This is a genomic window from Sporolactobacillus sp. KGMB 08714 (assembly GCF_036598985.1).
Taxonomy (GTDB): domain Bacteria; phylum Bacillota; class Bacilli; order Bacillales; family Sporolactobacillaceae; genus Sporolactobacillus.
In genome coordinates, this window is record NZ_JAUUBW010000026.1 from 21,283 (window position 1) to 35,258 (window position 13,976).

Sequence of the window (13,976 nt, forward strand, 5' to 3'; positions counted from 1 at the left end):
TTGGTGAAGAAACAGGCTGGATGGGATTATGTCATTGAATCATTCAGCAGCCGATGGAGCGCATTAAGAATCGGCATAGTTATGGGCGCAATATTGGGAATATGGCACGTAATCCGCTCAGGCCGGACATGGCCTGTCATGGATTGTGTGGCAGTGTCTGTTTTCCGTTACGGCCCGCATACTCATGATCTGGTTATATAACAACAACGGAAAATGCGTACTGACTGCCGTTTTCTTTCATGCCACGATCAATGTCAGTGACACACTGTTTCCGAATAATGGATCCTATTATAACCCTCTGGACAGTCAAAAGTTTTAAGTGACTATGAAATCAGTAATTCGTCCTCTAATCCAGATGTTTGCTGCTTTTCCTGAATTATTTGCGTTAGGGTTAAATGCTGATTTCCGGCAAACCAGTGAAAAATAGAACGGTGTAAAAAAGCCATCATTGTTGCTTCTGAGACAACTCCCTTTGACGAAGTGCGTAAATAGCGAAAGCACCTTTTCGAAGTCTTGGTTGAGTAGCGTAAAGCGAGCATTTGGAGCAGACCCATTGCGATACAGCTGCACATCATGTAGCCTTCTACCGCCTTTATGGTTTGAAGAATTCGTGTTTGTTCGCTCGTCTTCGTTACATGTTCAAGTGCTTGTGGTTCATCTTTTTTACGGTAGCGATTCAACTTCGGCATCGACCGACTCCAAAAATGATAGGAGAAGGCCCCAATGGTCTGTTTCAATGCCCGAAACGTTGTTTCGGTTGTGAAGCGACGGGCATAGAGTTGGATGATGGTTTCTGGAGACAAACTCCTGTCCGTGCTGACCAAGATGGATTGCCGCTCTCCCATCACGACGAGTACGAAGCGAAGTTCCTGATACAATCCTTGCCCCCAAAGCAGATCCCGACATAAATAGGAGACCGTTTCTTCCTTGTCATAAAGCGATAGGGTTACCGTTTCAAACAACTGAGCTTGTGAAGAAAACAGATCTTTGAGTTTGAGACGTGCTCCTTTTTTCCGTGGTCGTCCACGTCCTCCTTTTTGAACGGGAGGTTCATAAGCGACACAAGAGGATTTAGCTTTGGTAACGAGATCCAACCGAGTTGTTCCTTCCTGATTGCGTTGATTGAGACGCTGAAGTGCGGGAACGGACAGAAAGTATCGATCAAGCAGAAATAACGCATGGCCTAAAATTTTGGCTGCCGCAAAGCCTTGATCAATCATCTGTACCACATGTGACTCTTGACGCTCATTCGCTCCATTCCAATGAAAAGGGGTTTTCACTCCGTCTTGAAGATTGAGAAACAGTGGTAGGCAGAACGTTTTCTTAGTGTTGCCAATCAGGACGCCAACGGCGCCCCAGAGGTGACCAAAGATAAAACTTGATTTGGAAACATCTTCGGATTCCTGGTAAAGCTTCTTTACACCCGGCATAAACCGTGCTTCTTTAGCCTGTTTGACACCGTCACCAACGAGAATCACAGCATCACCTTCACATCGGAGCGGTGCGTGTTTGAGAACGACACGCAGCCATTGTTGACGCAGATCATCTAGAGACCAAGCGCTTGAACGAAAAAAGTGAATAAGCGTTTCGTAACAACCCGGATTAAGTGATAAGTCACGGATGATTGAGGTCACACCAAGACAATCAGAACGAACCATCATTCCAGTAATAATAACAACAAACCATTTGAAAGCAGCGAATCTATGGAAACAGGAACGGAATAACAAAAAAAAAGAATCCATAAATTTTAACATGGCACTAGTCAATCACCATACGACGGGTTAAACTAGAAACGCGATAACCCTTGGTGATTTTTTCTCCTCGCTTGTGGTAAAGAGAGGATACCATAAAATCCCATTTAAGGGTTATCCTTTTGTATTATTTACACAGAACTTTTCACTCTCCAGTAACCCTGCTGTTACCGCAATCATTACTATTATCTTTACTGTGATCATCATATCTATATGAGGATCAAAAAATTTATCGCGGTTTAGATACGCACAAAATTAAATAGTCATTTTGTAATACTCAACTAAGTAAAACGGGACCCGGATCCGGATGGATGGAACAGCAGTTCGGCCGGTAGCCCCCCCGAATTTGGCCGGAAGGAGGCCCGATTCGGCCGATAGCCCCGCGGATCCGGCCGGAAGGAGGCCTGATTCGGCCGATAGCCCCCTGAATTTGGCCGGAAGGAAACCCGATTTGGCCGATAGGCCCCTGAATTTGGCCGGAAGGAAGCCCGATTTGGCTGGTAGCCCCCTGGATTTGGCCGGAAGGAGGCTCGATTCGGCCGATAGAACTCCGAATTTGGCCGGAAGGAAGCCCAATTTGGCCGATAGCCCCCTGAATTTGGCCGGAAGGAGGCTCGATTCGGCCGATAGCCCCGCGAGTCCGGCCGATATTCGCTATTCTGCTTGTGATATTTCACAAAGCAGGATTGCCTGCCATTTTAAAGGAGGAAACTCAGATTATTGCAGATCGGGCCGGCTTGAAACTGTGCAAGGGTACACCCATCATTTTTTATATCGCTCTTAAATAATCAGGCCTTCATAAGCATCATGTCATTATTACTGGAATGATCGTTTTATTCGAGTTAGGGATACTTTATTCGTATAACCTTGATTAGCCTGATTGAATGGTTTTAATCAGGAATTATCCGTTAGCGAATTTGGCCGCTGATTATGACAAATGAACCGATTAAGAAATATTTTTGATATGTAAGCGTTGACACATAGCTATATTGATGTTTTAATAGATGTAGTTGTTATAACAACATAACAAGTTAAGAAAGCCGGGTTAACCCTCATGGCTAATATTGTTCCACTTTATCAAAGCATGCTTAATGATTTGATTCGGCAAATTGAATCTGGGGAGCTTCCGGAGGATAGTAAATTACCTTCGGAACAAAAACTGGGTGAGATTTACCACGTCAGCCGGATTACTGTTAGACGCGCACTAACAGAACTGGAAAATAAGCAATATATCTCTAAAAAACAGGGGCAAGGTTCGTTTGTTTTACGAAGAGAGGATGAGAATCTAGGAGTACGTTATCTGAATGTCCGTCAAATCATTGAACAAACGGAAGCGATCGCTAAGATGAAACTATTGTCTTACCAATTGCTTGTGAATGAAGAACTGCCTGACATGCGGGAAAAGCTAGATCTGACGAGCGATGATTATATGTATGCAATTGAAAATATGTTCTATGCCGATGATCATCCGGTTTTTCATCAGAAGATATATTTACCGTATGAACGTTTTCCAAGTATTTATCATAGTGAACTGGCTAATAATGGTGATGTAATTCCGTTTCTTATTAAGAAATATAACTTAGACGTTCAATTTTTTACTCACTCAAAAGCAGGTCTAATCAGCAAAAAGAATCGAAAATTGTTTAATCTGAACGTCGGTGACCCGCTCGTTGATGTGTATACACATGGAATTGAACAGCGAAAAGTTGTTTATTACAGTGAAGCTACAGTTGTGGGCAACCTGATCATGTACATCACTGGGTAAGAAGAATTGAGAGGATGAATGATTGTGGCTTCTCCGGATATAGTTTTGACACGAATTGATAATCGATTGGTCCATGGACAAGTCGGTGTAGTTTGGACGTCATCGGTTGGCGCTAACTTATTGCTGGTCGCAAATGATGACACGGCGAATGATGATCTGCAACAGCAATTAATGGCTGCGACTGCTGAAACCTCGGGTGTTGGTATCCGTTTTTGGACCATTGATAAAACGATAAAAAATATTAGTCGCGCAAGTGCAAGCCAACACATCTTTTTAATTGTGCGTAATCCGCAGGATGCCCGCCGTCTGGTTGAAGGCGGTGTTCCGATTAGAAATTTGAATATTGGCAATATGCACTTTTCGAGCGGGAAAAAACAAGTGACAAAGTATACGTATATGGACGAACAGGATAAAGCTGATTTGAAAGCTTGTGCTGAAAGCGGTGTAAATGTGTATATTCAGGAAACACCGGAGGATAAAAAAATTCCTGTGGAAGAAGTGATCTAGAATGCAAGTGACGCTTATTCAGGGGCTCCTGATTGGTCTTTTTGCCATTATTGCCGGGGTTGACTTCTGGCTGGAAGGTTTATATCTGTTCCGGCCAATGATTGTATGTACGGTGACTGGCATCATTCTGGGTGATCCGACCTTAGGGATCATTGCAGGAGGTTTAACAGAGCTGGCATTTGCAGGACTGACTCCAGTCGGCGGAACTCAACCGCCTAACCCAATTATGGCTGGTGTAATGACTGTTGTGCTTGCTTATACAACCGGCAAGACACCCGCTGCGGCCATTGGCCTGGCGTTACCCTTTAGTATTTTGATGCAATATATCATTCTGTTCTACTATTCAGCTTTTTCCGTTTTGACAAAGAAATTAGATGACTATGCAGCACATGCAGAAACGCGGAAATTTTCAATGCTTGCATTACTGCCGACTGTCATTGTTGCCTTATCATACGGAATCATTGCGTTCCTCTGTGTCTATGGTGCCCAGGAACCCATGAGGGCATTGGTTAATGCAATGCCTGTCTGGCTGAGCCATGGTTTTGAAATTGCAGGCAGTATTTTACCGGCGGTTGGGTTTGGCCTCTTACTGAAGAGCATGTTGAAAACAGAATATGTGCCTTACTTGTTATTGGGATTTACGGCTGCCTGCTTCATTAAATTCGGCAATTTAATGCCGGTCGCCGTGATCGGTGTCGCATTAGCTCTGATTGAATTCTATCGTGATCAGAAAGATAAGAAGATGAAAGATATGATTAGTAATGCAAGCGGAAACGGGGATGATGGCGGTGGCATCTGATACATCTGCAATGACGGAACGACATAGTCTTACACGTCGTGATATTACGAAACTAGCCATTCGTTCGATTTTTAATCAGTCCGCAATGAACTATGAACGCATGCAAGCCGATGGCTGGACACTGGCTATGACTCCAACACTGAAGAAAATTTATGGCAAAGATAAAGACGGCCTGGCTACTGCTATGAAATCCAATCTAGAATTCATTAATACGAATAATTATGCAGCGCCGCTATTAATGGGGCTGGAGGCCTCACTGGAGGAACATGGTGAAAAGCGATCAACCATTGATGGTTTAAGAATTGCACTATTTGGTCCATTGGCTGGCATTGGCGATGCAATTACCTGGTTTACGATTTTACCAATCGTTGCCGGTATTACCGCATCATTTGCCAAACAGGGCAGTATCCTTGGCCCTTTGGTTTTCTTCATAGTTTATGTTGCCATGTTTCTTGCCCGGATACCTATTGCGCATTTAGGTTATAGTGCCGGGACACGGGCCATTTCTAAAATTCGGGAGAATTCCGCGATTGTGTCGCGGGCTGCCAGTATCCTGGGCTGCTCGGTTATCGGCGGATTAATTGCAACATATGTTCAAATTTCAGTAAAGACGAATATTCCGGTGACAGCCGGACACACGATTTCACTGCAGACACAATTTCTTGACCGGATCTTTCCGAACCTGCTGCCGTTAGGCTATACATTCTTACTTTATTGGTTATCAAAAAAGAAAAACGTCAGCCCGGTTATCCTAATTCTTGTTACATTTGTTTTGGCCATTGTTCTTTCGTGGATGGGGGTTCTTTGAGCGTGAAAGTCATTGTAACCGGTCACGGTCACTTTGCAACCGGACTGGAATCAACCGTTAAATTGCTGGCCGGTCGTCTGCCGAACGTCGGGTTTATCGATTTTACCGGTGATATGGATGAAACTTCGCTGCGGAAAAAGTTTGAGCAGGCAATCCGTGACACAGATCAAATCGTATTCTTTTGCGATCTGCTGGGGGGCACACCCTTTAAGGAAGCGGTAAAAATCAGCAGTACGATTGCTGATAAAAAGATTGCCGTAATAACCGGTTGTAATATTGGATCACTAATGGAACTCGGATTGCAATTAAGCGGCTACAATGGTACGGCCGATGAATTAGCACAAAAGTTTGTGGACATCAGCCGTGCACAGACACAGGTATTCCATCGGCGGAAAATTGAGACAGATACAAATGGCGACAGTGACGGGATATAATATCTTATATTATGTAAACGTCAAAGTAAAACTAACCTTTTAGGGTGCGGAGAGTGTAACAATACTTTCTGCACCTTTTTTAATTTTATAGTGATGCTGGTGTCACTCAGCGGCAACAATCATTCAAATGCGGGTATCCACTATTCTCATGATTCGCAAACGCCTGACAAGCTTCATTTTTACAGCGCGTTTCAGTATCTTTTTAGCGAGACGAGTTAACTTCAGAAATTTTTAGAAGAAATCCTAAGATTTTCAGAATCAAAAAATTTTTCCGGTCAAATTGACGTCAAAATTTATAGGTTTCAGAGCGCTTTTCAGACCCTTGAAATTTGCATCCTTACGAAGGACCGTAACTGCTCCCTTCGTGAATCTTACCGATGCAGCTTTTATTCTATTATTTCCCGGGAAAACGAGATAAATCGTTGCCGGATCTGCGCAAAATAGGGCACGTATTGTATTTTAATGCACTTTTTAGTTGTAAAATAGATAAGAGTCATGGCACAGTGAAGGATTGCGGCGTCAAATCACTTAGTACTGTATCGCAAAGTTGACGGGAGTGCGCGAGCGGAATGATAGATTCTGAAAAACAAGGGGCTGTTCATGTTCCCGGTTACTGGTGGCTTAATGCCAAGCCGGGCATTTGGAGCTTCTCTGATGTTGGCATCGGAGAGGTACAGAGCTATACATTGTATAACGAAAATGGTCATAAACGGCGAGTATTTCAAAACTTTCTGGATGCAAAAGCCGGCGATCTTGTGATCGGCTATGAGTCTTATCCGGTAAAACAGGTTGTAGCCCTTGCGAAAATCATTCGGGAAAATGATGGAGAAAAACTATATTTCGAAAAGATTGAAAATGTATCTGTGCCAATCGATTACGCGACACTAAGGGCGTGCCCGGAATTGGAACACATGGAGTATTTTGTCAACCCGCAGGGGAGTCTGTTCAAACTGACTGAGGACGAATATGATTTTATTATGGATTTGATCCGCGAAGCTAATCCGGCAGAACGGAAACAGGCTGTTGCCCCCTTTTCTAAAGAAGATTTTCTGAAAGAGGTTTATATGAGCGGTGATCAATATGATACATTGATTTCATTGCTCGAGCACAGGCAGAATCTTATTTTACAGGGGGCGCCGGGTGTCGGCAAGACCTTTGCGGCGAGACGTCTGGCTTACGCCATGATGGGAGAAAAGGATGACAGCCGTATCGAATTCATCCAGTTCCATCAGAGTTACTCTTATGAAGATTTCATCATGGGCTATAGGCCGCGCTTGCTTATAGCGGCCTGCCATTCTCCGTACCGAAGAACCTGTACCTGATCGGTATGATGAATACGGCGGATCGCAGCCTGGCCCTGATCGATTACGCTTTACGCAGGCGCTTCAGCTTTTTTGAGATGGAACCGGCATTTAATTCCGAAGGCTTCCAAACCTATCAGCAGGCTCTTAATAATGATACGTTCACGACTTTGATTGAGCGGATTAAAGAGTTAAATAAGGTCATTGCCGCCGATGATTCTCTCGGCAGAGGATTCTGCATCGGCCATAGCTATTTCTGCGGTCAGAAAGAATGCACAGACGCATGGATGTCTGAAGTCGTTGAGTATGATCTTATTCCCATGCTGTCCGAATACTGGTTCGATGAGCCGGCGAAAGTAAAGAAATGGACGCATATTCTGCGTGGTGTGTTCCGTGACTAACGACAAAGGCATTCTCATCAAAAATATATATTACATGCTTACATATGCCTTCCAAGTGCTCAGACAATCAAACTATGAGAGCATCGCTGCGGAGAAGTTTAATAAGATAGAGGATCTTTTTGCCGCTATTCTGTCTAAAGGCATCGCCCGGCAATTGAAACAGGGGCTGTACCGCGAATATATACCTCAATGTGAAGATCTGACTATAATGAGAGGCAAACTTGATCTTTTCGGAACGATCCATCATAAATTGCAGAAAAAGCCGATGCTGTCATGCGAATACGATGAGCTGTCAGAGAACAATATTTTTAATCAGGTATTGAAGACGACCGCTCTGATTTTATTACACCAGCCGTCCGTTCGTTCCGAACGCAGAAAAAGCTTAAAAAAGATCATGCTTTTCTTTGAAAACGTTGAGACTATGGATTCGCTCAGAATCAAATGGAGTATGTTCCACTTTCAAAAGAGCAATCGCAGCTATAAGATGCTCCTGAACATCTGCCGGTTTGTTCTGAACGGGCTGCTGCTGACCACCGAGAAGGGCAATTATAAAATGGCCGCGTTTCTGGACGAACAGAACATGGCTCGTTTATATGAGAAGTTTGTGCTGGGATATTTTCGGTACCACTATCCGGAACTCAACGCTCATCCTGCACAGATCGCATGGAATCTGGATCGCGGCGTTGCGAATTTTCTTCCGAGGATGCAGACAGATATCACGATGAAGCATAACGAGAAAACGCTGATTATCGATACAAAGTACTATGCCCGTACGATGCAGTTGCAGGCGCGGTATGACAGCCGCACACTGCATTCGAACAACATGTACCAAATTTTTTCATACGTCAAGAATCAGGATGCCGGCAACACAGGAAATGTAGCCGGTCTGCTTCTCTATGCCAAGACAGGCGAAAGCTTGACGCCGGATTGCGACTTCCTGATGGGCGGGAATAAAATTAGTGTAAAAACACTGGATTTAAATGCGGCTTTCTCTGAAATCGCCGCCCAGCTAAATAACATAGCGGAATCTTATTTTGGAGAGACAGCTAAAGATTGAATCAGAGAAGGAAGCCTGCGGGTGAACACATTGTCTGGCCGGATACGTTCCCTTGCAGCCGGCCCCGGAATTCCGGGGGCAAGATCACCTCATGTTAAGCTGGATCTTTAAGAATAAAAGTGGGCTTTGACGTATTTTTAAAATCAGAGGAGTGTCCGGTGGTAACATCCAGTGATGGTTAACCTAATAGAAGCCATGCAGAGTCGCTGAGCCCCTGATGCCGGCCGCCGGATTCCTGATCGCGGCTAAAAGACTTGCAGCAGGCGGCGGTTTGATGTTATTCAAATGGTTTTCCTACTAAAATATCTAAATCAATGGTTATTTTCATTGATTCCATTTCGGAAAAAGATTTTACTTTTTCTTGTGTCATTGACCAGGTTAAAGGGGTCATGCGAATCAACGATTGAATGGACGGTTTTTCAAGAATTCTGGAATAATGCAATCTTGAAGTACTGACAACTTGAAAATTCTCTTTAAAACGTTCCCTTGTATTTGCATTGGAATAAGATTGTTTGGCAGGTTCATCGAAAACAACCTCTCTTAATTCCTTTAAGTAATCACTCTCAGGAATGACTTTTATTAACAAACCGTCTGCCTTCAATAATCTGTTGAATTCTCCATAATTTGCAGGAGATAAAATGTTTAGAATAACATCGAACTGTTTATCCTTAAACGGAACGTTGGCCAGGTCTGCTACAGCCCACACCTTGCCGGCATAATTCTTAGCTGCAATGGAGATGCCTTCCTTGGATATATCAATTCCAACTCCTGCTATTTGACTGTTTAAATCCGTACAGATACTATCGCAAATATTATATAAATGCGATCCTTCGCCGCATCCCGTATCAAGAATAAATGTTGTCCCCTTTTTCGATCTCAGCTGCTTTTTTATCGTTTCGGCAATGGACTGTTCGAGTGGGCCAAAAAAACCTTCCTTCTCAATAAGTTTCCGACGTGCTTCAAAAAGCTCTTTGTCATATTTTGTTTTCAAGGAGTGAGTCATCAGATTCACGTATCCTTGTTTCGTGAAGTCAAATGTATGGCGGTTTGAACAAATTAGACTTTTTGACTCAAAAACTTTCATCGATGAGCCGCAAACAGGACATTTAAAAATAGAGTCAAGGCCGCTTACAAATGCTGCGCTTTCCACTCTTTTCGTCATTTTAAGCAAAGAGGACACCCCATCATTTAATTGGTAGACAAATATGCTCTCACCGTTATTCAGAATACAATCTGGGTTTTAAAAAATCTATACCGTCCATTGCCTAAAAAATGAACGGAATAATCAGGATATAGTTCCTTTGCCGATGCGGGTAATGAAAACAAAACTCAGAGATAATTTATCACAAAATAATTCGGGTTGCAAAAATTTTTACAGATCTGCAGAGCAAAGCCTTATCTTTAAGTATAGACGCTCTTTTGCAGCTTTTCGCTGATATTTCTCCCCCACTTCTGATTTACCGAGATAATAGAGGCAAAATGAGCCCTTCTGCTGCATTGACAACAGGAAAAGCAGAATATCTTGCACTGTGACTTTTTATGTGAGATCATTACTAATGAACCGTGCCGATCATCATGGCATCGACCGCGAATTAAAACTCAAATTAAGAGATAACAAAAACTATTAATTAAGAAAATCTTTCTGAAATTCTTCCGGATCAATGAATTTCGAGAGAATACCATGGCTCATAGAATCATAGCCATATCATCGACAAAATCGATTCATACAGTCTGCGGTCTTGCATTGAAAAGCCCATGAATCAGAAGTCTCCAATCCCGTTTTCCCCGTATTCAGCTTGATCACCGGGACGGCAGCCGGATGAGCAGCGAAATTTAACCCTTTTGAGACATTGTTGTGATGAATCTTTCAATAAACATTAAGCTAAAATTAATGTCTATCTTTTAATATCGAAAGTTAGGATTATATCTTAAGTCTTAGGAGCATGATCATTAGCGAGGAAGGCCAACTAAATAAGCTGGACCGAAGGCACAGGCTGATCTCTAAACCAACCTGCATGGGACCGAACTTTTGATATGTCGCATGAGACGCATCAAAGGAGATCAGGATCAATGTCAGAAAATGGAGAGAAAAAGAATGCATCAGCTAGAATCGGGTATCTGGGAAAACCGCTGCTGATTTTATCGGCCATGACAACCTTGTCCGTTCCGGGGGTAGCCCTTGCCGCCGGCAGTCAGCAGAAAACTACCCAGACGGTTGCAACAGGGAAAGTGACCACGGATTCGGACGGATCGGATGATGTGCAAAATCAGAAAACAACAACATCGGCCACCGGAACGGAAACGTCTGCAGCAGCTAACTCAGGGGAGACAGCGGCTTCCTCCTCTTCAACTGCTTCCGAGGGGTCATCGGCAACGAATGCGTCATCCGAAAAGGCCGCCGCCGGCTCTTCCACTGCGACTTCTGCAAATAGCGGTACGGCTGCTTCAACGACCGGATCGACTGCTTCAAGTGCGGCTGCGGCTGTGCAGAATAACGTGGATCCGACAGAACCGAATAAAGTCACGAATAATGTCGGAAGCAGTGAAAAAACAGTCAGCCAGAGTACTGTGGCCAATACCAATATTCAAACCATTCAGGCACCTCAAGCCAATTTCACGGCCGTCCAGAGTCTTGCTTCGACGAGCAGTGTGACACAACAGTTTATTTCCGAGATCGGGAGCGAGGCGCAGCAGATTGCTTCGGCAAACAATTTGTATGCCTCAGTGATGATTGCCCAGGCGATACTGGAAAGCGGGTCCGGTCAGAGCGGACTTGCCACACAGGCGAATAATCTGTTCGGAATCAAGGGTACATATAACGGTCAGTACGTGACGATGAATACCGCTGAATATGTGAACGGCCAGTATGTGGAAGTTGCGGCGTATTTCAGAAAATACCCGTCGCTTTCCGCGTCGCTCGAGGATTATGCCAGTCTCTTGAAAAACGGTCTGTCCTACAATTCGAGTTATTATGCCAAGGTCTGGAAGTCCAATGCGCCGACTTATCAGGATGCGACTCAGGCGCTGCAGGGAACGTATGCCACCGATCCAACGTACGCTTCCAAGCTTGATGCACTGATCTCGGAATACGATCTGACAAAATATGATAGCAACTCTTCAGCATCGGGTACTTCCGGCTCCTCCGCGTCCGGATCGACCTCATCGACAAGCTCAACCGGCAGCAGTTCAACAGGTTCGTCCGCTTCCGCTTCGACAACGGGTACGGTAGGTTCGACGGTTTCAACGAACGGAATCCTCTACGTCTCATCGGATGCCTCGACGCCGGTCAAAACGAGCCTGACCACGGTGACGATCAGCAGAATTTATTCATCGGCAGTAAATAAATATCAGGTCAGCCACAATGGAGTGATTGTCGGCTATCTGCGGACGCTGTCATCATCGGGCACGAGCGGCAGCAGTTCAACAGGTTCGTCCGCTTCCGCTTCGACAACGGGTACGGTAGGTTCGACGGTTTCAACGAACGGAATCCTTTACGCCTCGTCGGATGCCTCGACGCCGGTCAAAACGAGCCTGACCACGGTGACGATCAGCAGAATCTATTCGTCGGCAGTGAATAAATATCAGGTCAGCCACAATGGAGTGATCGTCGGCTATCTGCGGACACTGTCGTCGGGCACGAGCGGCAGTACAACGAGCTCCTCTGCTTCAACCACTACAACGGGGAAAGTAGGTTCGACGGTCTCGACGAATGGGATTCTCTACGTTTCTTCGGACGCCTCGACGCCGGTCAAAACGAGCCTGACCACGGTGACGATCAGCAGAATTTATTCATCGGCAGTAAATAAATATCAGGTCAGCCACAATGGAGTGATTGTCGGCTATCTGCGGACGCTGTCATCATCGGGCACGAGCGGCAGCAGTTCAACAGGCTCGTCTGCGTCCGCTTCGACAACGGGTACGGTAGGTTCGACGGTTTCAACGAACGGAATCCTTTACGCCTCGTCGGACGCCTCGACGCCGGTCAAAACGAGCCTGACCACGGTGACGATCAGCAGAATCTATTCGTCGGCAGTGAATAAATATCAGGTCAGCCGCAACGGAGTGATCGTCGGCTATCTGCGGAAGCTGTCATCGTCGGGCACGAGCGGCAGCAGTTCAACAGGTTCGTCTGCGTCCGCTTCGACAACGGGTACGGTAGGTTCGACGGTCTCGACGAATGGGATTCTCTACGCCTCGTCGGACGCCTCGACGTCGGTCAAAACGAGCCTGACCACGGTGACGATCAGCAGAATTTATTCATCGGCAGCGAATAAATATCAGGTCAGCCACAATGGAGTGATCGTCGGCTACTTACGGACATTATCCTCGTCCGGCTCGGGAACGGCAGCGGCCACATCTTCGGCGACATCTCAGTCCAGTTCTTCTGCCGTAAAAGTCGGCACAACAGTGAATACAAATGGAGTCATCTATCTGTCTTCCACATCAACTGCACCGCTGATCACGTACCTGACCAAAGTGCAGGTCAGCAAGATTTTCCCCTCTGCGCTGAATAAATATCAGGTTGAAATTAACGGAGTGATTGTCGGCTATCTGCGATTTGCCTCGGCCTCATCATCATCTTCAGCCGGTTCAATTACGGGAAGAACAGTCGGCACAAAGATTGCGACCAACGGCATCCTTTATGTGTCTTCAGACGCCTCGACGCCGGTTAAAACAAGTTTGACTGCAGCGACGATCAGTAAGATCTTTGCAAATACGCCGAATCCTTATCAGGTGGAAGTAAACGGCACGATTGTCGGTTATCTGCAATGAAACAGATCAAATCCGTGGGACCAGGTGAATGTCCCTGAATTCGAGGCCGGTCAGCTAAGAAAAAAAAGAAAACGGCTTTGAGACGGGTGTTTTTCATAATGATCCGTTTCTGAATGACGACCGGTTCGGGCATTCAAATGTGAAAGATCACGCTGGGGATTTACGGCATCCATAACGGGATAAGAAAATCTTCTGGATCAGAGAGTTAGCATTATTGCCGATGTCCGATGAGCAAAAAACGATTCAATCGTCGGATCAGACAAAAAGCAGTCAAAAAAAGACGGCAACAAAGGCACACAACGAATCATCAGCAGTTCGCTGAAAAAGCGGAGGGTAGGACATAAGATGGCAGAGAAAAGTGGCACAGGAGTAAAAAATAC

11 protein-coding genes are annotated in these 13,976 nt (G+C 45.1%); 9 read left to right on the forward strand and 2 right to left on the reverse strand.

Annotated features, from left to right (window positions below; translation table 11 throughout):
* Positions 1-323: 323 nt before the first annotated feature.
* On the reverse strand, positions 324-1,754 hold the full coding sequence (locus tag Q6A92_RS12510) for a transposase (RefSeq protein WP_332238323.1): 1,431 nt from the start codon (positions 1,752-1,754) through the stop codon (positions 324-326).
* Positions 1,755-2,805: 1,051 nt separating this feature from the next.
* Between Q6A92_RS12510 and Q6A92_RS12515 the strand changes: the two genes are divergently transcribed.
* The 8 genes from Q6A92_RS12515 (at position 2,806) to mcrC (ending at position 8,823) form a co-directional block, all read left to right on the forward strand.
* Complete coding sequence (locus Q6A92_RS12515) at positions 2,806-3,516, forward strand: GntR family transcriptional regulator (RefSeq protein WP_274398349.1); 711 nt, start codon at positions 2,806-2,808, stop codon at positions 3,514-3,516.
* A gap of 24 nt (positions 3,517-3,540) precedes the next feature.
* Entirely contained in the window at positions 3,541-4,023 is a 483-nt protein-coding gene (gene agaB, locus Q6A92_RS12520) for a PTS galactosamine transporter subunit IIB (protein ID WP_332238324.1), read from the forward strand.
* 1 nt (position 4,024) lies between these two features.
* Positions 4,025-4,822: a PTS galactosamine transporter subunit IIC gene (gene agaC / locus Q6A92_RS12525; RefSeq protein WP_274398351.1), complete on the forward strand. Its 798-nt coding sequence runs from the start codon at positions 4,025-4,027 to the stop codon at positions 4,820-4,822.
* Entirely contained in the window at positions 4,785-5,630 is an 846-nt protein-coding gene (gene agaD / locus Q6A92_RS12530) for a PTS galactosamine transporter subunit IID (protein WP_274398352.1), read from the forward strand. The genes agaC and agaD overlap by 38 nt, the downstream gene beginning before the upstream one ends.
* A gap of 2 nt (positions 5,631-5,632) precedes the next feature.
* The gene (locus Q6A92_RS12535; RefSeq protein WP_274398353.1) at positions 5,633-6,064 is read left to right on the forward strand and encodes a PTS sugar transporter subunit IIA; all 432 of its coding nucleotides are present in this window, start codon (positions 5,633-5,635) and stop codon (positions 6,062-6,064) included.
* Positions 6,065-6,633: 569 nt separating this feature from the next.
* Positions 6,634-7,386, forward strand: a complete 753-nt coding sequence (locus tag Q6A92_RS12540) for an AAA family ATPase (RefSeq protein WP_332238325.1) — start codon at positions 6,634-6,636, stop codon at positions 7,384-7,386.
* Between the two features lie 8 nt (positions 7,387-7,394).
* On the forward strand, positions 7,395-7,766 hold the full coding sequence (locus Q6A92_RS12545; protein ID WP_332238326.1) for a hypothetical protein: 372 nt from the start codon (positions 7,395-7,397) through the stop codon (positions 7,764-7,766).
* Positions 7,759-8,823 (forward strand): 5-methylcytosine-specific restriction endonuclease system specificity protein McrC, encoded by a 1,065-nt coding sequence (gene mcrC, locus Q6A92_RS12550; protein ID WP_332238327.1) that lies wholly within the window; start codon positions 7,759-7,761, stop codon positions 8,821-8,823. The genes Q6A92_RS12545 and mcrC overlap by 8 nt, the downstream gene beginning before the upstream one ends.
* A gap of 277 nt (positions 8,824-9,100) precedes the next feature.
* On the opposite strand, the gene Q6A92_RS12555 is transcribed toward mcrC, so the two are convergent.
* Positions 9,101-9,985: a putative RNA methyltransferase gene (locus tag Q6A92_RS12555; RefSeq protein ID WP_332238343.1), complete on the reverse strand. Its 885-nt coding sequence runs from the start codon at positions 9,983-9,985 to the stop codon at positions 9,101-9,103.
* Positions 9,986-10,893: 908 nt separating this feature from the next.
* Here Q6A92_RS12555 and Q6A92_RS12560 point away from each other — a divergent pair.
* Positions 10,894-13,596: a glycoside hydrolase family 73 protein gene (locus Q6A92_RS12560; RefSeq protein ID WP_332238328.1), complete on the forward strand. Its 2,703-nt coding sequence runs from the start codon at positions 10,894-10,896 to the stop codon at positions 13,594-13,596.
* Positions 13,597-13,976 lie beyond the last annotated feature (380 nt).

Bases quoted from the DNA above. Each gene is read 5' to 3' on its own strand.
- Q6A92_RS12510 (WP_332238323.1), bottom strand. From the start codon at position 1,754: ATGTTAAAATTTATGGATTCTTTTTTTTTGTTATTCCGTTCCTGTTTC.
- Q6A92_RS12515 (WP_274398349.1), top strand. From the start codon at position 2,806: ATGGCTAATATTGTTCCACTTTATCAAAGCATGCTTAATGATTTGATT.
- agaC (WP_274398351.1), top strand. From the start codon at position 4,025: ATGCAAGTGACGCTTATTCAGGGGCTCCTGATTGGTCTTTTTGCCATT.
- agaD (WP_274398352.1), top strand. From the start codon at position 4,785: ATGCAAGCGGAAACGGGGATGATGGCGGTGGCATCTGATACATCTGCA.
- Q6A92_RS12540 (WP_332238325.1), top strand. From the start codon at position 6,634: ATGATAGATTCTGAAAAACAAGGGGCTGTTCATGTTCCCGGTTACTGG.
- Q6A92_RS12545 (WP_332238326.1), top strand. From the start codon at position 7,395: ATGAATACGGCGGATCGCAGCCTGGCCCTGATCGATTACGCTTTACGC.
- Q6A92_RS12555 (WP_332238343.1), bottom strand. From the start codon at position 9,985: ATGACGAAAAGAGTGGAAAGCGCAGCATTTGTAAGCGGCCTTGACTCT.
- Q6A92_RS12560 (WP_332238328.1), top strand. From the start codon at position 10,894: ATGTCAGAAAATGGAGAGAAAAAGAATGCATCAGCTAGAATCGGGTAT.